Here is an 18,975-nt window from a genome sequence, read left to right as displayed (position 1 = left end):
TGAGCCGTATGTCCATTTCCTTCGATGCCGGCCGGCTGACCGAACTCGGCGACGATCTCGGCGACCCGGAGTTCCTCCGGCAGACGGTCGGGGTCTACCTGCAGGAACTTCCCGGACGCGCGGCGATGATGCACCACGCGGTCCGGACCGAGGACCGGATGCTGATCGAGGAGTCCGCGCACAGTTTCGGCTCGGCCAGCGCGATGCTCGGAGCGATGGAACTGGCGGACGCGTGCCGCGTGCTCGAGCAGCAGGCCGCGACGGAGGACCTGGATCGCATCATGGTGCTGGTCGACCTCTGGACCTCGTCCGTTCATCGCGCGGAAGCCGATCTCCGGCAATGGCTCTCGGATCAGGGATCGAACCGGTAGCCGATTCCGCGAACAGTGGTGATGTGCCGCGACCGCGCCGCCGGCTCGCCGATCTTCCGGCGCAGGTTCGCCAGGTGCACGTCGACCACATGATCGTCGCCGAACCAGTCCTGGCCCCACACGTCCGCCATCAGCACCCTGCGACCGAACGCCCGCCGAGGCGCCGCCGCCAGCGTGTCGAGCAGGTCGAATTCGATCCGGGTCAGCTCCACGAGATCACCGTTCACCCTGACCTCCCGCGCAGTCGGGTCGATGGTCAGATCGCCGAAGTCGCGGATCTCCGCCCTCGCCACCGGGGCCCTCGGGCGACGCTGCATGGCCTTGATCCGCATCGACAATTCGCGGGCCGAGAATGGTTTGGTGACATAGTCGTCGGCACCCACCGCCAACCCGAGCACGCGGTCGAATTCCTCGTCACGGGCGGTCAGCATGATGACGTAGGCATCGCTGAATTCACGAACGCGGCGGCACACCTCGATCCCGTCGAGGACGGGGAGGCTGATGTCCAGCAGCATGAGTTCGGGGGTGTCCGACTTCGCCATCTGCACCGCGGTGCCCCCGTCCCGGGCGACAGAGACGTCATAGCCTTCGTTCTCGAGAAGGCGGGTGCCGACCCGCACATACTCCTCGGTGTCCTCGACGAGCAGCGCCCGGCGTTGCGCGGTGCGGTCCGTCATCGGGTGCCCTCCGGTGCTGTTGAGAGTGCCTTTTTAGAAAGTGAGGATGGAGTGGAACGTGTCGATGGAGTGGAACGGGTCGGTGGAACCGTCTCGAGGTCGGCGTCGGAACGGGCGTGCGGTCCGCGGGCAGTCGCGCGCTGCTCCTCCTGCGCGAGCATGGCAGCGAGATCCCGGCCGCGGAGGGGTTTGCTCAGGCAATCGTCCATGCCCGCTTCCCTGCACTTGGACAGGTCGGCCGCCGCGGTGGTGGCGGTCAGCGCGATGATCCGGGGTTGCCGCAGCGGGTGGGCGCGAATGCGGCGGGTGGCCTCGAGCCCGTCCAGTTCCGGCATGTGCACGTCCATCAGGATGACGTCGTAGTCCCCGTCGCACGCCGCGCGAAGCGCTGCCAGACCGTCGACAACGGTGTCGACCTGATGACCGGACCTGCGGATCATGGCCGCACCGAGCCGCAGATTGACCGCGTTGTCGTCTGCGAGCAAGATGCGCAGACTGCGGGATGGCCGCTGATCGGCGCGCGGGGGTGCCTGCTCCGCTGCCGCCGCGTCGGGTACCGCAGCACCGACAGTGTCTGCTGCGACCGGCATCTCGACGGTGAAGGCGAAAGTGGAGCCGACGCCGGGCACGCTGCTGAGTGAGATGTCGCCGCCCATCGCGCGGACGATTTCCCTGCTGATCACCAGGCCGAGACCGGTGCCGCCGAACTTGCGGGTGACCGACGCGTCCGCCTGGACGTAGGGACTGAACAACGTCGCCTGCCGGTCCGTGTCGATGCCGATGCCGGTATCCGTGACAACCACCCGCAGCCGCGCCGTGCCCGCCACCGGGTGTGATCCGGACTCGTGCGGACCCGACTCGTGCGATCCCGAATCGTGCGGTCCCGGCTCGTCGAGCACCCGCCACACCCGGATCGCGACCTCCCCGCGGCGGGTGAACTTGACGCCGTTCGCAGCGAGATTGAGCAGGACCTGGCTGAACCGGGTGACGTCACCGGTGAGCCGCCGAGGGCAGCCGGGATCCAGTTCGGCGGTGATCTTCAACCCCTTGGCCGCGGCGGAGGACGCGAGCAGTTCGACGACGCCGTCGACGGCCTCGGCGAGGTCGAACGGGCTCTGCTCCAGGACGAGCTGGCCCGAATCGATCTTCGAGAAATCCAGCACGTTGTTGATGACGGAAAGCAGGAGATTGCCGCCCCGGTCGATGGTCTCGGAGTAGGAGCGCTGTTCGTCATCGAGGTCGGTGGCCAGCAGCAGTTCCGTCATCCCGATCACAGCGGTCATCGGAGTCCGCAACTCGTGGCTCATCATGGCGAGGAATTCCGATTTCGCCTCAGTGGCCGCCAGTGCCTCATCCCGGGCAACCTGCAGGCTGCGGCGCAGTTCGACTTCTTTGCGGTTGGCAGCGACGGTGTCCCGGACGGCGAGGACGATCCTGACGGTGCCGAGGATCAGCGTGACGAACGCCAGCACGACGGCGAGCATCGGCCGCCGGGAGAACTGATCGGCCACCAGGACCAGCAGCGCGGCGACCGAGGCGATGGCCGGGATGGTCAGCGAGATGGCAGACGGGACAGGCGGACCGGACACCGGCACGCCCGCGTTCCAGACGGACAGCGCGAGGAGCAGCAGGGCTCCGAGCCAGACGGCGTCCGCCGGGACGCCCCGCATGTAGGTGCCGGCCGCAATGTCCTGCACCAGGAATACGTTCGCAACCGCCACCGAGGAATAGGCGATGGTCATCATCCACCACACGCGGCTGGGGCGGCGGCCGAGAACGGTCAGCGCTCCCAACAGCATGGCCAGCAGCAGCACCATTCCCAGCGGGTAGGTGAGGGCGGCTGCCACTTCGTCGGGTTCGACGGCGAATTGCGAAACCGGTTCCAGAAGGAGTGCTGCACCGGCGGCGGTGAGTCCCACCGCAGCGATGAGCCCGTCGAGCCAGACCGCGGTGGGCGCCACCGGCAATCGTCGGCGCAGCGACAGCACCAGGCTGACGAATGCGAACACGACGAACCCGCCGTAGAGCAGGTAGGTGAGCAGGGGCGTTTCCTGGTCGTTGGGTTCGGCAACGATGGAGGAGACGGCGTCACCGAGCGGAATGCACAACGTGGCGAGACCCAGGAGTCCCCACGAGAGGCGCTCGCGGTCGTCGTACAGCAGGCGCATCGCGATGAGAAAGGCCGGGAGCAATTCGACGCCGATGTAGAACCAGGTGTCCCACCAACCGGGCCGCTCGGCCCTTCCGCTCATCAACGTCGACGCGAGATAGGCAATGCTCGACGCAGCACCGACCACGAAGACGATCGCCACCCACGACGGCATGTGCGGTGCCGGGCTGCGGGTGCCGGCCGGAATGGAATGCGGGCGCACCGCAACGGCACCGCTCAGCGTGCCGCCGTCGGTCATGCCATCACCCCCTCCGCGGTGCGGTCCACGCGCGTTGACCAAATCTTGACCCGCCGCAGACCGTGCCGTGGGACAGAACGACAACAGTTTCCCAGTAGACGGTGAGGATTCGCCCCGGTGACGGGAGGCCCTCACACTCCCGGGTGGCGTGCAGGTAAGAAAGCATTCCGAACTCACCCTTTCGGGCGGCAGGCCGTCACTGATATCGCCCCGTTCTTCGAAACATTGCGCAGAAAAGGTGACAGCCATGTCCAGCGTTGCGACTCTCGAGAAGGTCACACCGGCAGTTGACACGGCGGCACGGCCCGCCGCGATGGTCGACACTGCCGCCCGCAGCGCGACCTATCGGGCCTACCGGGAGTGGATCACCACACCGATCCGCGTACGGCCGGTGATCTCGGTTGTGGTTCCGGCCTACAACGAGGAATGGCGGATCCTGCCGACGGTCGGCGCCATCGCCACCCACATGAGTTCCCGCGGCGAGCCGTGGGAGCTGATCGTCGCCGACGACGGTTCGAGCGACACCACCGTCGAGTTGTTGCAGGACCTACGGTTTCCGAACATGACCGTCCTGGTTGCGGATCGGAACCGGGGCAAGGGCAGTGCCGTCCGTCGCGGGGTGCAGGCCGCACGGGGCGACTATGTGCTGTTCGCCGATGCCGACCAGTCGACGCCCATCGAGCAGGTGGACCGGTTGCTCGAGCAAGTGGCCGCCGGATACGACGTGGCCGTCGGCTCACGCGCCGCCGCCGGTGCCGCTGTCAGCGGCAAGAGCCTGCTGCGAAAGGTGCTCAGCCGCGGTTTGCGTTTCCTGGTGTCCGCCGGATTCGGTGTCGCCATCGCAGATACCCAGTGCGGATTCAAACTCTTCACTTCGGACGCCGCCAGGACGCTGTTCGGTATGCAAACCGTCGACAGCTTCTCGTTCGACCTCGAGGTGCTGTATTTGAGCTCTAAGGTGGGACTGCGGGTGGCGGAGGTTCCCGTCGAATGGATCGACGCACCGGGGTCCACCGTCGACGCGGCAAAGGTGTCCCTGCAATTCCTGGTGGATCTGGTGAAGATCCGGATCAACGATTTCCGCGGCCGGTATTCCGCAGCCCGCGCGAACACCAGCAGCACGGCGGTCAACACTGCCATCGAGAACGAGGAGTCGAAATGAGAATCCGCACCGAGACAGGCGCCTGCCGGCATGAGATGAGCCTGGCCGGCCGGTTCGACGCGCACGAGGCCCCCGCCTTCGCGACCGCGGTGCAGGCGCTGCTGGGGGAGCCAGGCTGCAGGGTTCGGGTCGACCTGTCGAGCGTGGTGTTCGTCGACTCGAGCGCGCTGGCCGAATTGCTGCGCGCGCAGCGGTCAGCGGCCGCCACCGGCGGCGATCTCGTGCTGCTGAACCCCTCGGACCCGGTGCGGATCATCCTCGAACTGACGGCGCTGGACCAGGTGTTCACCACGGAAAGCGCCGTCCTGCCGGGATGATGATCCAGGGTCGCGAGGGAGGGGGGTCCGGAATGCAGCCGAATGACGTTGTCGCCGCGGTCGGTCCGCCGTCGCAGACCGGGTCCCAGGAGCGGTTGACCGAGGCGTTGATCCGCACCCAGGACCGGATGGACGCCCTGCGGGCGCTGATCGGTATACCGGTCGACTCGCTCGACGACACCAAGGCGCTGATCATGATGCTGACCGAGGCGCTGGAACTCACGAATTCCGACTGTGCGGTCCTGCTCACCTCGGACGAGACGCTGATCGTCGGCTCGGACACCCTGGCGACCGGGCTGCAGCACCGGATGGTGCCGGCGGATGTCGTCGATGGCGGGCCGCAACCGATCGAGTTCCCCGACGGGACAGCCGTTGTCGTCGCTCTGCACGACGGCGACGCCCCCGCCGCGCTGGGCTTCGCGCGCGGCAGCGACCTGCGATACTCCACCGGCGACCTGCAACTCATCGACGCCGTCGTCGCGGCCACCGACAAACTGCTCACGCTCGCCAGGATGTACCGCGAGGGCATCGCCCGCGCCACCATCGAGCGGGAGCACCAGCTCGCCTCCACCCTGGCGCAGGCAGTTTTGCCGGCCGGCCCGCCGAAGCTGGCGGGGGTCGAGCTGTTCGCCAAGGTGATCCCGGCCGACGTGGCCGGCGGGGATTTCATCGCGTTCGAGGTCCTGGACGGGGTGTTGTGGTTCGTGGTCGGCGACGTTGCCGGGAAGGGACTCCCTGCGGCCATCGTGATGACCAGGGCGGTCAGCGCGGCCCGGGTCGCCTTCCACTCCCATTCCCATGACGACCCGGCCGGGGCACTGGCCGCGGTCAGCGACGAGTTGCACGACTACCTGTCCGGTGTCGGACTGTTCGTCACGCTGGTGGTCGGCGCGCACCGCCCCGGCAGCGGCGTCGTGCACGTCTGCAACGCCGGCCACTCGCCGGTGGTGTCGGTCGCTGACGGGGTCGCCTCTCCCATTCCTCCCTCGATGCCGCCGATCGGGGTCGTCCGCGGGCGCACCGGCCGGAATCACGCCGTCCTGCTGGGACCCGGTTCCGTCCTGGTCCTCGGGTCGGACGGACTCTCCGAGCAACAGGACCCTGCCGAGGCGCTCTACGGCTACCCGCGGTTCGGGCAGCAGATCGCCGCACTGGCCGGCCTCACGGTCGACGAGATGGGGGAGCGGCTGATCGCCGACGTCATCGCGTTCGCCAAGGGCGCTCCGCCGTCCGACGACCGCACCCTGGTGCTGCTGAAGGCAACGTCGTGACCGCGCGGGAGTTGCCGCTCGGCGCCGCGGTGAACGTCCTGTCAGTGCCGGCCGAACCGCTGGAGCTGCGGAAGCTGACCGACTGGGTGGCAACGCTTCTCGAGGTCGAGGACGCGCTTGCTGACCTGCGGCCGAAGGTCGAGCTGGCGGTGCACGAGGTGTGCATGAACGTCATCGACCACGCCTACGGCGCCGCCCACCCGACCGGGCCGGCCGACATCACTATCGCCGGGTCGGTCGATCATGACGCCGTGCGGGTGCGGGTGACCGATACCGGCGCGCCGTTCGATCCCGCGGCGGTCCGGCCGCCGGTGCAGGGTGTCCCGCAGATCCGCGGCTACGGCCTGGTGATCGCCCAGAAACTCACCGACGAACTCACCTATGACCGTGCGGACGGCGCCAATGTGTGGTCCCTCCGCTTCGATCGACCCCGCTTCGATCGGCCCAGTTTCGATCGGCCCAGTTTCGATCGACCCACCGACGTCCAGGAGAACCGATCATGATTCAGACCACCCCTGCGACTGCGGACACCGCCCCCCGCGAGACCGCCGCCGCGCTGACCATCACGATCACGCCGTTGCCCAATCAGCCGGGAACGGGTGGGTCGGCCGTCTGCGTCCTGGCGGGCCGGCTCGAGGCCGTGCAGGCAGCCGGGCTGCGCACGGAGCTGACCGCTGCTCAGCAGGCCGGCGCCGCCTCATTGATCGTGGACCTGCACGCCGTTCATTTCATCGACAGTGCCGGGCTGGCCGCTCTGGTACGGGCCCGCAAGGAGTCCCGAAGTGCCGGCGGCGAGGTGGTTCTCATCAACCCGGCGGACCGGGACGTGCTCCGGGTGTTCCGGTTGACCCAGTTCGACGAGGTGTTCCGAATGGTCGACGCGCGTGGTGCCGCGTGAGCGCGCCGACCCCCGCCGCCGGCCAATCCCCGATCCTGCTGGTGGACGACGACATGGTTTCCCGGCTGGTGCTGGCACACATGTTGCGCCGGTGGGGTTTTGCCGTGGTGGAGGCCGACGACCTGGCGCCCGCGGTGGCCGAGCTCGGCACATCCCGGTTCTCGCTTGTCATCTCGGATTACTCGATGCCCGGCGGCACCGGCCTGGAGTTACTGGAACATCTGCGGACGGCGGCCGTCCAGGAGTCGCGACCACCGTTCGTCCTCGTCACCGGAATCGTCGACGATCCCGCGTCGGGTGGCCGTTTCGACGAGGTCGACGCGTACCTCACGAAGCCGATCAGCACCCGGGCGCTGCGGGCATGCCTGCACGACGTGCTCCCACACTGGACGCCCGCGGCATGAGCTCCAACTCTCATTGTGCGCCGTGCCAGTGAACATCCGCAAGCCTGTGAACGCAACGGCTCTCGCCCTCGGCTGGGTGCTGGCCGCAGCCATGGCGGGTATCGGCCTCGTCCGGCTGTTCCGGTCGGAAAGCCAGCCACAGCTGATCGGGCTGCAGGGCGTCGGCATGTGGCTGCTGCTGCCGGCGATCCCACTGGCCTTGGCCGCGGCGCTGACCCGCAAGCGCGCACTGGCCGCGGTCGCCGTCGCGCTGGCACTGGGCAATGTTGTCTGGGTGGGCGGGCTGTATCAGAACGGCGGCGGGGAGACCGCCGTTGCCGGCTCGGTTGGTGTTCACCTGATCACCGCGAACATGCTGCTCGACAACACCGACGTCGCCGGACTGTCGGCCGATCTGCTGGCCACCGATGCGGAGGTGATCGCCCTTCAGGAAGTGACCCCGGAGAACCTCGCCGGATTACGGGCGGCCGGCCTGCTCGCCGCCTACCCGCATCAGGTGCTCGACCCGCTGCCGGAATTTCACGGATCCGCCATCCTGTCGAAGCTGCCCATCGCCGCCGGTGGGGTGATCGACGTCGCAGGCTCTCCGATGACGCGCGCCGACATCGTCACAGCAGCAGCCACTTTCCGTCTGATCAACGTCCACACTGTCGCCCCGCTCGGCGAGGTCGACTCGGCAACCTGGCGTGCCCAGCTGAGCGCACTCGCCGCCATGCCCGGTGAATTCGGCGGGCCGCTGGTGATGGCGGGGGATTTCAATGCCACCGCGGACCACGCGCCGATGGCCGACCTGTTGCGCAGCGGTGTGCGGGATGCCTACGTGGTCGCCGGCAGCGGCGTCGGCGCGACGTGGCCGCAATGGGCGGGTCCGATGATCCCGGTGATGCGGCTGGACCACGTGCTGGTCGACGGAGGTGTCACTGTGCGCTCCGCGCAGGTGCAGCACAACCCCGGCAGTGACCATCGCCGGCTGTCCGTGGAGCTTGCCATTCCCCCTGCGGTACGGACGGATCCGACACCGGCGTGATCCACCCGCCAGGCCGGACCGGGTCCACGAGACAGAGAGCATGCGAGTTGACTCGGGGTATGAGGATTCGCGTTCTGCTGTTCGTCGCTGTGCCGTTAGCGGTCATCGGTCTGTACATCCGGTGGATTCGGCCGTGGCAATTGACCTGGGGCGCGACGACGGCCGAGGTGCAGCGGTCGCTGCCCGGCGACGAACTCGTTTCCCGGCCGACCTTCGATGCCACCCGGGCAATCACGATCCGTGCGACACCGGCCGAGATCTGGCCCTGGTTGGTGCAGGTTGGATTGACCCGAGCCGGCTGGTACAGCTACGACCTGCTCGACAACCTCGGCCGCCGCAGCGCGACCCGCATCGTCCCCGAACTGCAGCACCTCGAGGTCGGTGACGTCATTCCGATGAGCCCCGACGGGAAGCAGGGCATGCCGGTGCTCGCCATAGACCCGCCCGCCACAGGTACGCCCGGTTCGATGATCTGGGGAACCCCGGGCGACACCACCTGGACGTGGCAGCTGGATGCGACTCCCGACGGGTCGACCCGGCTGATCACCAGGGTCAGGTCGCGCTACCGATGGTTGTCCCCCTCGATCGCGTTCTCGGTGCTGCTCGAGTTCGGCGACATCTGGATGATGCGCAGAATGCTGCTCAACATTCGGTCGCGAGCGGAACACCCGGTCGTCGAACGGTGAGAATCCGCCCGGGCGACAGGGATGCGCCGGCAACCTATTCGTCGCAGGGTCACATTCATCACTGGTCAGGCGTTCTCATCGCGACCGTTGAGGAGTACGTTCGGAGTGCTTGAGCGCTCATCACCCGTCGCGGTTGCCGATGCCGATTCCGTTGCGATGCTTCACTATTTGACATCCCAGGACGCGGTCTTCGACCGCGCGACTGCCATGAGTTGATGCATTCGAGGAGGCGGCGATGGGCTGCCGGCAAACGGTCGTCAACGACCTCACCACGCTCAGTGACGCGCTCGACGCACCAGGGTGCAACCTTCCGGCTGTGGTCAGAGTGCTGGCCGACGACCTCGCTGCGTCAGTGCCGTCGTTCCTCGGGCTCACCGTGATGCTGCACGTCGCGGACAGCCCGATCGTCATCAGCCACGGTGACGTCGACCACTCCGCCGAGGGACGTGGATCGTTGGAGCTGTCCTTGCTGCCCATGGGCGCTGCGAGCACGACCGGAAGCATCGCCTTCTACAGCGGCACCCCTGGCGCATTTCTCGCTCTGGCCGACGACGTTCGGTGGATCTTCAACCTCGACGGTCGACCGGTCCTCGACGGGCACCTCCCAGCGGTCCCGGAGCGGGCCGCTGTGCACGGAGCGCGCGGCCCACCACGGGTGTCTATGGCGCCGTTCGGCTCAGGGCTCCGCCGCGGTAGGCGATCGCAACGATGTGGGCGCGGTCGCGGGCGTCCAACTTCCGGCCGATGCGCGCCAGATGATTCTTGACGGTCAACGCCGACAGCGAAAGCTGTTCTGCGATCGACTTGTTGCTGAAGCCGTCGGCGACCAGTCCGACGATCTCGAACTCCCGGTCCGAGAGGCTGGAGACCGGATGCAGCGGCCCCGGATCGATCCATGGCATCCGCAGCACTCCGTCCACGCCCGCGTCGACTGCCGAGATCGCGGATGCCACCGCAAGGCCGGACGTGGTCAGCGCGAGCACCCGCGGCCAGCCTGAATCCCGCAGCACCTGGATCACGACCGGCGCCTGCTCGTGCAGGCCAAGGCTGACCAACGCCAGATCGCCGGGCACGCCACCGTCGATCGCCTCGCGAACCTGCGCAACGGTTCTCGCGTGCACCACCCGGCAACCGATGTACTGCACCAGCACCGGGGCGAGCACCTCCGCGATCATTCCCACCGGATCGGCCACCAACACCATCGTGGATCTGTCCGGAACCGGGTTGGCCTTCACCGCATACGGTTTCGATTGAGCGAAGAGCGGACCGGCGGTAGCCCGATCGGTCCTGGCAGCCGTCGCCGGCGTCACGTCGTGGACCATCACGGTTCCTTCCTGAACGACGAGAACATGTCGCAGCGCCGTTCTAGAAGGACGGGCGGGCGATTGGTTCATCGATGGCCGGAGCTGGATCTGGGCGGCTCGACAGCGGCGGCCCGTGATGGGCGGCTCGTCCGGAACCCCAGTGCGGCTGTGACGTTCAGCAATGCCAGGCTACCCTACGTCACTTGCTGTGCCTATCGAAGTGCACCGTTGAACTGCGAACGCGTGTGCTGCAGATTATGTCAACAGACCGTCGCGCAGGCCGAGCGCAACGGCATGAGCCCGATCGCGGGCGCCGAGCTTACGGAAGAGAATCCGGCAACGAGTCTTGACGGCATCCACCGACAGGTACATTTTTCGGGCGATCTCCGAGTTGGTCTGGCCCTCGCCGATGCGATGCAGCAGGGTGCGCTCGAGGTCGGTGAGCGCAAGCGGGCCCGACCGCTCGCGCCGGCTCGAACCGTTGGCCGACGACGCGGCCTGCTGACGGGGCAGCGGGCGCGCGATATCCCAGAGCATCAGCCCGTGAGCGCCCTGACCGATCGCGTCGATCAGCAGCTCACTGTCGTGGGCCGAGCCGAAGACGATGATCGGAACCAAAGGGTAAGCGCGCGAGAGCATGTCGAGTGCGGCTGTCCCGCTGGCGGTGCCGCGGTGAATCCCTACCAGCACGACGTCCGTCGGTCGGGTGGAGAAGGCGCTGACCGCCGCCCGCCCGTCGGGTACCGCCTGCACCACCCGTAGGTGGGAATGGTTGCCGGCGAATTGTTCCGACAACGACCGCCGTACCACCGGATGGTGATCACACACCAGAACGGTTTTGGTCAATGAATTTGCCGGGGCAGCACTCAGCACAGCCGTCACGGGAATCACCAAGTCCAGAAGAGGACCACAATGGGGCATCACGGCCAGTTAACCGTGACGACAGGTCGCTTTCTGACCCCGAACGGTGAAAGGGCATTCTCAAGATTCGCTGCGAATTGTCTGCGGCTCGCCCGCCGCGTTCTTACACCTTCATCAAGTGTATCGGTATAAGCCTGCAATGCCAGCGGTCGCTCGACCAACCGGCCACGGTGCGGGAAGGCGGAAGGCATCGCAACGGCGCGTTGAACCAATGATGGTCCGGTTGAGTGATGCGTCAACCAGGCTTCGGGGCCGCTGAACACCGGCGCGCCGGAGTACTCACTCTCCGCGATGGAAGAAATACCCGAACGCGCGAATCGCGGCGGGAGGAGGTCCAGTGCGGCTCGATTTCGGTCATCCGGCCTGCAACGGTCATGGGCGGGCGGTCGGCAATGAAGTTGTTGGCGCTGGGTCGCTGGGTCGCCGGGTCGCCGGGTCTGCATCGAGCGGAGGCTCGCCCGGTGACGGCATCGGAATTTTCCGCTCCCCTTGGATTTGGATCTCGATCCGGGCCCGGTGGGCCGACGGATGCCAGATTTCCTCGAACGGTCCGGCGATAGATCCGCCCACTTTCCGGCCGCGCTGCCGCCGGGTCAGCAGGACCAACCCGGCCATCACGGCGCCGAACGCCGCGAAGACCACGATCCCGGCGAGCAGGGTGCTCATCGGTCAAGGGTAGGTGCGGCCGGTGCTGCCTGTCGCCGACCAGAGCTGAAGTGTGAGCGGCATAGCGCTGCGTCATCCGGGTGACAACCGTCAACGAATGGACGCATTGGTAACTGTCTGCTGCCCATCACGTGTGATCCTTGGCGGTGGCACGGAGCGGCGGGGTGGTTGATGACCATCCGTGCCATGGCGATTGCAGCTGAGCGTTGCGACCGCGGTCGGCCGGTCCGACAGCCCGGATGACGACGATGGGGAGAGGGATGGCGCAACGCGTATTCCTTGTCGGGCGGGCGCGCAAGAACCCGGCCGCGGTTGCCGCGTCGACATCCTTGCCCGCCGCCCACCGCCGACAGCGTCCCTCCCGTGCCCAGCGTGCGGCCGCGTCCCAGCAACGCCGATCGCGCCGGGCCGCCCCGGCCGGCGGCGAGCGCCCGCTCCGCCCGCGTCAGCCGGGCGCACGCCCGGCCGGTGGCTCGAGCCCGAACCGGGTCACCCCGGGCGCTTTCACCGGTAACCCGTTCCGTCGACGGGCCCGAACGACGCAGGCCGCGGTCGCCGCGACGACGGGTTGGGTCAGCAAGCGCCGGCTTGCCGGGATCGGGGAGTTCGCTCAGCAGGAGCGTGCGGCACTGCTGGGGGAGCGCGACGCGACCGACAGATTCGAGGGCGACAAGTTCACCGACGAGTTCTACGCAGACGAGTTCGCCGACAACCGGCGTGCGTCTGCGGCGGCGAAGGCTGAGGCCAAGGCCGCAGCGAAAGCCACCGCGAAAGCCGCCCGCGCCAGCAAGGCGTCGGCCCAGTCGGGGCGGGGGTTGGCCGGTTGGTGGTCCCGACCCGCTCATGACTCTGCCCGCCTCAACACAGACCAGTCGAACGCTGGCCGGCACAGCGCCGACCGCGCCAGTGTCCGCGAACGCTCGGTCCCGCAACGCGCCGCACCGAAGCGTCAGGCGGAGGACTTACCCCTGCTCCACCTGTCGGCTCAACCGCTGCGCCGGGTCGTCGAACCCGAACGCCGGTCGAGTCACCGGCACACGGCGACCAACGGCCGGCCGGTCGTCACCACGCCCGCTGCCGCGCCGTACCAGCCGACGTCGGCGAACACCCCCCACCATCGCCACTCGCGGCACAGTGACCGCAGCTCGACGCGCAGCGAGGGAAGCGAGCGGCGAAAGCGCCGCAGCTCTGCGGAGGAGGGCCGGACCCGTGACCGCAAACCACGCCGCCGGCACCGGGTCGGCAGGATCTTCGTCTGGACGCTGCTCGGCGTCGCGGTGCTGGTGATCGGCGGCTCGGCCTGGGTCGGATGGCGCACCTATGAGGCCTACATCCACCTGCAGGCCGCCTCGAACGGGGTCAGCGAGCTCCAGAATCAGCTGACCGACATCTCCGCTGTCGATCCCGAGGTCACCGCGTCGACCGTCAGTGGGCTGCAGAAGGAGGCCGCTGACGCCAGTGCGGCTGTGGACGACCCGGTGTACCGGGCGGCGACCAACGTGCCGTTCGTCGGGCCCAACCTGGCCGCGATCAGCCAGATCGCGGTGACGGTCGACGCGCTCGCCCAGGACGTCATGCCGTCGCTGGTGGATGTTGCCAGCACGCTGGAGCCGTCGGCCCTTGCTCCCGAGAACGGCGCGATCGACCTGGCCCCGATCCAGAAGATCGCACCGCTGTTGCAGTCGGCGGATGTGTCGGTGAACGACGCCCGCGCGCAACTGGCCACCATCGACCGAACGCAGCTGATGCGGCCGGTCGGCGATGCGGTCGAGACGCTGTCGACGAAGCTGCAGGACGCCGCTGACGTCACCGAGCCGGCGGCGCGGTCGGCGCGGCTGTTGCCGCCGATGCTCGGTGCGGGGACCCCGCGGACCTACCTGGTGGTGTTCCAGAACCCGTCGGAGCTCCGCGCGACTGGTGGCATCTTCGGGTCCTACGCCGTGCTGAAGGCCGAGAACGGCAAGCTCAGCCTGTCCGGCCAGGGCGCGTCCTCGCGGAGCCTCGGGCAGTTCGACCCGCCCGTGGCCGAACTGACGGCGAGCGAGCAGGCGCTGTACTCCGACGTGATGGCGCGCTACCCGCAGGACGTGAACTTCACCCCCGACTTCCCCAGGGCCGCAGAGCTTTTCACCGCGATGTACAAGGCGCGGTCCGGCCAGACAGTAGATGGGGTGCTGGCTATCGACCCGGTCGCGCTGTCCTACCTGCTCGAGGGAGCCCCGGGGATCGAGGTCGGGGAGGGGTTCACACTCCGGTCGGACAACCTCGTGTACACGCTGCTGTCGACGGCGTATGCGCGGTTCGATGACCGCACCCAGGAGGAGCGCGACGCCTTCCTGGACAATGCGACCAGCGCTGTCTTCTCGCGGGTGATGGCCGGCCAGGCCGAACCGACCGCGATCATCGACGGCCTCCGCAAGGCGGCCGACGAGCGTCGGGTGCTGGTCTACAGCGCCAATGCGGCGGAGGAGGCCGACATCGCGCAGACCGGGCTCGCCGGTGCCCTCGATTCCGACCCGGCGCGGCCCAGTATCGGCGTCTTCATGAACGACGGCACCGCGGCGAAGCTGGGGTATTACTTGCGCAATTCGGTGCACGTCACCGAGGGGCAGTGCCGGTCCGACGGGCGTCGCGAGCTGCAGGTGCGGGTGACGATGGCGTTCGACGCACCGCCGCCGGACGCCCCGAGTTACGTCACCGGCCAGATCATGCCGGGGCAGCCCTACGTGGTCCGGACCAACGTGCTGGCCTTCGCTCCGGTAGGTGGCACCGTGGTGGCGGTTCAGCGTGACGGTGTCGCGGCTTCGTTGGCCACCGGTGAGGACCACGGGCGACAGGTGGGAACGCTGACCGTCGAGTTGGCGCCGGGAGCAACAACCGAGCTGGTGTTCACCGTGCGTGGGCCCCAAACGATCGGTACTCCGGTCGACGTGACACCCACGCTGGTCCTGACGCCCGGCGTGAACCCGTGGCGGTCCGCGGTGGATCCGTTCAAGCCCTGTTCCGCGGAGACCAGCTGATCGCACCGAAAAGCCGTGGACCGGTGGTCAGCTGGCGTCGATCTCCAGGTTCACCGGGGTGTCCGCGTCCACCTGGGTCTGCTCCGAAGGACGCTGGTTGACGATCTTGCCGGTCAGATCCTGCGGGGAATTGACCTCGACGACAGTGCCCAGGGTCAGGCGCTTCTCCTGCAGTACGGCGACCGCGTCCTGCACGGACATTCCTGTGACGTCGGGGACGGCCACCTTCGCCGGTGGGGGCGGCGTGGTGATCACCAGCACGGTGAGGACCAGCGCGACGATGACGGACAGGCCCACCGCGGCGAGCGCGACGATCCGCCACACCCGCTTGGTGTGTTCGTCGCTCGCCTCGGGGATCTCGGGCGACGGCGGCGGAGCAGTCTGTACGGGGGCGAGCAGGGCAGGTCCCGATCGCGGCGGGGCGGGCCTGTCGGTGCTGGATCCCGCAGTTAGGCTCACCGCGCCGACCGCGACCGGAACTCCATGCAGTTCCTGACGCTCCCGCTCACTCATCACCGGCGTGGCCTGCACCGCCAGCCCGGCGGCGGCCCGCCGCAGATCGGTCCGCATCTCGGCGGCGGTCTGGTAGCGGTTCGCCGGGTTCTTGCTCAGGGCTTTCAGCGTGATCGCGTCGAAGGCCCTGGGGATCCCGCGCCGCCGTTCGCTGGGCGGTCGCGGCGCTTCCCGTACGTGCTGGTTGGCCACAACGATTGGTGACCGCCCGGTGAACGGTGGCGCGCCGCAGAGCAGTTCGTACAGGACGCAGCCGGTCGCGTAGATGTCCGAACGAACATCGACCGGCTGACCGCTGGCCTGTTCCGGTGACAGGTAACGCGCATTCCCGATGACGGCGGTCGCGGTGGTCGGAGCCGACCCGTCGGCGGCGGCACGGGCGACGCCGAAATCCATCACCTTCACCGCGCCGGCACGAGTGAGCATCACGTTCGCGGGCTTGACGTCCCGGTGGACGACGCCGTGCCGATGGGAGAAGTCCAGCGCCAGGCAGATGTCGGCGACGATCTCGGCCGCACGCGGCAGCGTCGGCGGCTCGTCGCGGTTCAGGACGTCGCGCAGCACATCCCCGTCGACCCACTCCATGACGATGTAGGGAACGGCGAGGTCTCGTTCCTTTGTCTCGCCGCTGTCGTAGACCGCGACGATGTTCGGGTGGTTGAGCGAGGCCGCGTTCTGCGCTTCCCGGCGGAACCGTTCCTGATAGGCGGGATTCCGCGCCAGGTCTTTCCGCAGCACCTTGACCGCAATGTCCCGCTCGAGCCGCCGGTCGCGACCACGGTGGACCTCTGACATGCCGCCGCGGCCGGCAATATCGCCGACCTGATAGCGGTCCGCAAGAATCTGGTAACCCATGTTCGGCCTTCTCGATCTTGTGGCAATGCTTCACCCGCCGTCGTCAGCCGACGGCTACTGATGGTGTACCGCGCGACACCGAGGAACCGGTGACGACGTGCCGAGAGCCAGGCATCGTTGTCGATTCGGTTCTGTTTCTGGCCCGACCGTGCCCTCACGTATGCCACGGTTGCGATGAGCGCATCTCGTTGGAACCCACTCCACCGCAATCGATGAGGTAATGTCGCGCTCCGTACACGAGGAGGCACCGAGAGTGGTCACTGGCGAGAACGTGCCTCCCCGCTCGGAGTCAACAGGCGAGCCCGCGCTACCGCCGGTTGGCACAGACGCGGTTGCCAAGAATGACGATGCAGCGGCCGAGCCTCCTGCACCCGATGTGCCTGACCGATTCGCCGTCAAGAACTACGTCCCCCCGGAACCGCACGTGCAGTTCGCTGATCGGGTCCACCGCACCCCGGAGGAGCGGGCGGCCGATCACCGCAGGCACCGCCGGAAGCAACGTCGCCGGGCAATCATCGGCTGGCTGATGCTGGTCACGGGGGTGGCGATCCTGGCTGCCATCGCCTGGGTGGGATGGCGGAGCTACCAGGCGTACAGCCACCTCGAGACGGCGTCCGCGGAGGTGAGCACGCTGCAGGACGAGTTGAAGGACGTCGGTGCCTCAGATCCCGCTGCGGCGGCGGACACGGTGAGCCGTCTGCAGGACGAGGCGGCCGCGGCTCGCTCGGCCGTCGAGGATCCGGTCCTCCATGCCGCGACCGTCGTACCGCTGCTGGGCGGGAATCTTCACGCACTGCGCGAGGTGGCGCTGACCGTGGATTCGCTGGCCACCAATGTGATGCCATCACTGGTCGACGTCGCGCAGACCCTACAGCCGGCGCAGCTGGCTCCCGACGACGGAGCCATCGATCTCGCACCGATCCAGCGGATCTCTCCGTTGCTGCAGGACGCCGATTCCGCCGTCACCCAGGCGCGTGAGCGGATGGCAGCGATCGATCTGTCCTCGGTGGTGCAACCGGTGGGGGAGGCGGTGATCAGCCTGGAGAACAAGCTCGGCGATGCAGGCGACGTCACCGGGCCCGCGGCGCGGATTTCCAGGCTGCTTCCCACCATGCTGGGCTCCGACGGCCCGCGTAGTTATCTGGTGGTATTCCAGAATCCTGCGGAGCTCCGCGCAACCGGCGGCATCTTCGGATCCTTCGCGCTGGTGACCGCGGACCAGGGAAAGATCACCATCGGGGAGCAAGGCGCATCCTCCCGAGTCCTCGGCTATTTCGACCCGCCCGTCGCCAAGCTGACTCCCAACCAAATCAAGCTCTATACCGAATTGATGGCGCAGTACCCCCAGGACGTGAATTTCACTCCCGATTTCCCGACTGCCGCGCCGCTGTTCGCGGAGATGTACCGGGTTCGCACGGGCGAGACCGTCGACGGTGTGCTGGCAATTGATCCGGTCGCCCTGTCGTACACGCTGAAGGGCTCGACCGCTATCGACGTCGGCGACGGCGTCAAGGTCACCTCCGACAATCTGGTCTCGATCCTGCTGTCCACTGCGTACAAGAAATTCGACAGCGCCAGCGACCAGAGCCAGCGTGACGCCTTCCTGGCGGCGGCCACGGCGACGGTGTTCACCGATCTGATGTCCGGCGAGGGGAAGCCGGCCTCGATCATCAACGGCCTGCGAAAGGCCGTGGACGAGCGGCGGGTACTGCTCTATAGCGCCGACCCGGCCGAGCAGGCGGATATCGCGCCGACGGGCGTCTCCGGCGCTCTTACCGGCGACCCGATGGACCCCTCGATCGGGGTGTTCATGAACGACGGCACCGCGGCCAAACTTGGCTACTACCTTCGCAACGCGGTGCACGTCGTCGAAGGCTCGTGCCGCGACGACGGCCGGCGCGAGCTGGAGGTCCGCATCACCATGACGTACGACCCACCTGCACGCGGCCTGCCGGAGTACGTCACGGGTAATACCGACGGCGGCGAGAAATACGAGCTACAGACGAATGTGCTGGTGTTCGCCCCTGCCGGGGGCGGCATCGTCAGTGCCACACGGGACGACGAGGCGATCGCAATTGGCCGTGGCGAGGACCTGTCTCGTGAGGTAGGCACCTCCACCGTGGTGCTGAAGCCGGGGAAGTCGACCGAGTTGGTCTTCACGGTCCTCGGCCCGGCCGGTGGCACCGCCGCGACGGACGTGAATCCCGCGTTGATCGTCACCCCCGGGGTCAAGACCTGGGATACCTCCGTCGACCCGTACCGGGTCTGCAGGCCACCTTCCAGTTGATACGCGCTGGTTGCCTGAGCGTGCGAACCCGGCCGCACGCCACCAACGGGCGTAACTGACGTCACCGGCCCTACCGGGCCTGCCACGCCCGCTACTCACTGTCATCGCGCATCACTGACTGAGATCAACCTAGGAGTCCTGGCCGAGCGGTGGCCAGCACTTGTTACTCCATGCAATCGACAGCCCGA

Annotated in this window: 17 protein-coding genes; 11 read left to right on the top strand and 6 right to left on the bottom strand. The window is 67.7% G+C overall.

Annotated features, from left to right (window positions below; all coding sequences use genetic code 11):
• The first annotated feature begins 8 nt into the window (after positions 1 to 8).
• Entirely contained in the window at positions 9 to 371 is a 363-nt protein-coding gene (locus ACVBEQ_RS01630) for an Hpt domain-containing protein (protein ID WP_447151660.1), read from the top strand.
• On the opposite strand, the gene ACVBEQ_RS01625 is transcribed toward ACVBEQ_RS01630, so the two are convergent.
• Entirely contained in the window at positions 353 to 1,048 is a 696-nt protein-coding gene (locus ACVBEQ_RS01625) for a response regulator transcription factor (RefSeq protein ID WP_447151659.1), read from the bottom strand. The genes ACVBEQ_RS01630 and ACVBEQ_RS01625 overlap by 19 nt on opposite strands.
• Positions 1,045 to 3,456: a hybrid sensor histidine kinase/response regulator gene (locus ACVBEQ_RS01620; RefSeq protein WP_447151658.1), complete on the bottom strand. Its 2,412-nt coding sequence runs from the start codon at positions 3,454 to 3,456 to the stop codon at positions 1,045 to 1,047. The genes ACVBEQ_RS01625 and ACVBEQ_RS01620 overlap by 4 nt, the downstream gene beginning before the upstream one ends.
• Before the next feature lie 247 nt (positions 3,457 to 3,703).
• On the opposite strand from ACVBEQ_RS01620, the gene ACVBEQ_RS01615 reads away from it, so the two are divergent.
• From ACVBEQ_RS01615 to ACVBEQ_RS01580, 8 genes are read left to right on the top strand one after another with little or no spacing between them, the layout of a single operon-like run.
• Entirely contained in the window at positions 3,704 to 4,618 is a 915-nt protein-coding gene (locus tag ACVBEQ_RS01615; protein WP_447151657.1) for a dolichyl-phosphate beta-glucosyltransferase, read from the top strand.
• Positions 4,615 to 4,935 (top strand): STAS domain-containing protein, encoded by a 321-nt coding sequence (locus ACVBEQ_RS01610; protein WP_447151656.1) that lies wholly within the window; start codon positions 4,615 to 4,617, stop codon positions 4,933 to 4,935. The genes ACVBEQ_RS01615 and ACVBEQ_RS01610 overlap by 4 nt, the downstream gene beginning before the upstream one ends.
• 32 nt (positions 4,936 to 4,967) lie before the next feature.
• Entirely contained in the window at positions 4,968 to 6,206 is a 1,239-nt protein-coding gene (locus tag ACVBEQ_RS01605; protein WP_447151655.1) for a PP2C family protein-serine/threonine phosphatase, read from the top strand.
• Positions 6,203 to 6,709, top strand: a complete 507-nt coding sequence (locus tag ACVBEQ_RS01600; RefSeq protein WP_447151654.1) for an ATP-binding protein — start codon at positions 6,203 to 6,205, stop codon at positions 6,707 to 6,709. Before ACVBEQ_RS01605 ends, ACVBEQ_RS01600 begins: the two co-directional genes overlap by 4 nt.
• Complete coding sequence (locus ACVBEQ_RS01595; protein ID WP_447151653.1) at positions 6,706 to 7,104, top strand: STAS domain-containing protein; 399 nt, start codon at positions 6,706 to 6,708, stop codon at positions 7,102 to 7,104. Before ACVBEQ_RS01600 ends, ACVBEQ_RS01595 begins: the two co-directional genes overlap by 4 nt.
• Positions 7,101 to 7,508 (top strand): response regulator, encoded by a 408-nt coding sequence (locus ACVBEQ_RS01590; protein WP_447151652.1) that lies wholly within the window; start codon positions 7,101 to 7,103, stop codon positions 7,506 to 7,508. The genes ACVBEQ_RS01595 and ACVBEQ_RS01590 overlap by 4 nt, the downstream gene beginning before the upstream one ends.
• A gap of 22 nt (positions 7,509 to 7,530) precedes the next feature.
• A complete protein-coding gene (locus ACVBEQ_RS01585; protein ID WP_447151651.1) occupies positions 7,531 to 8,535 on the top strand; it encodes an endonuclease/exonuclease/phosphatase family protein in 1,005 nt (334 codons plus the stop codon).
• A gap of 59 nt (positions 8,536 to 8,594) precedes the next feature.
• On the top strand, positions 8,595 to 9,221 hold the full coding sequence (locus tag ACVBEQ_RS01580; RefSeq protein WP_447151650.1) for a hypothetical protein: 627 nt from the start codon (positions 8,595 to 8,597) through the stop codon (positions 9,219 to 9,221).
• Between the two features lie 659 nt (positions 9,222 to 9,880).
• On the opposite strand, the gene ACVBEQ_RS01575 is transcribed toward ACVBEQ_RS01580, so the two are convergent.
• The 3 genes from ACVBEQ_RS01575 to ACVBEQ_RS01565 form a co-directional block, all read right to left on the bottom strand.
• Positions 9,881 to 10,543 (bottom strand): LuxR C-terminal-related transcriptional regulator, encoded by a 663-nt coding sequence (locus ACVBEQ_RS01575; protein ID WP_447151649.1) that lies wholly within the window; start codon positions 10,541 to 10,543, stop codon positions 9,881 to 9,883.
• Positions 10,544 to 10,780: 237 nt separating this feature from the next.
• Positions 10,781 to 11,446, bottom strand: coding sequence for a response regulator transcription factor (locus tag ACVBEQ_RS01570; protein WP_447151648.1), 666 nt, complete (start codon positions 11,444 to 11,446; stop codon positions 10,781 to 10,783).
• A gap of 372 nt (positions 11,447 to 11,818) precedes the next feature.
• On the bottom strand, positions 11,819 to 12,112 hold the full coding sequence (locus tag ACVBEQ_RS01565; RefSeq protein ID WP_447151647.1) for a hypothetical protein: 294 nt from the start codon (positions 12,110 to 12,112) through the stop codon (positions 11,819 to 11,821).
• A gap of 260 nt (positions 12,113 to 12,372) precedes the next feature.
• On the opposite strand from ACVBEQ_RS01565, the gene ACVBEQ_RS01560 reads away from it, so the two are divergent.
• Positions 12,373 to 15,132, top strand: coding sequence for a DUF4012 domain-containing protein (locus tag ACVBEQ_RS01560; protein WP_447151646.1), 2,760 nt, complete (start codon positions 12,373 to 12,375; stop codon positions 15,130 to 15,132).
• A gap of 27 nt (positions 15,133 to 15,159) precedes the next feature.
• Here the strand turns inward: ACVBEQ_RS01560 and pknB are convergent, their stop codons facing one another.
• A complete protein-coding gene (pknB, locus tag ACVBEQ_RS01555; protein WP_447151645.1) occupies positions 15,160 to 16,500 on the bottom strand; it encodes a Stk1 family PASTA domain-containing Ser/Thr kinase in 1,341 nt (446 codons plus the stop codon).
• Positions 16,501 to 16,876: 376 nt separating this feature from the next.
• On the opposite strand from pknB, the gene ACVBEQ_RS01550 reads away from it, so the two are divergent.
• Positions 16,877 to 18,787: a DUF4012 domain-containing protein gene (locus ACVBEQ_RS01550; RefSeq protein WP_447151644.1), complete on the top strand. Its 1,911-nt coding sequence runs from the start codon at positions 16,877 to 16,879 to the stop codon at positions 18,785 to 18,787.
• Positions 18,788 to 18,975 lie beyond the last annotated feature (188 nt).

The sequence above is a fragment of the Nakamurella sp. GG22 genome (assembly GCF_052976845.2).
The sequence above is the reverse complement of the archived record's forward strand: the minus strand, read 5'-3'. Positions and strand labels throughout refer to the sequence as shown.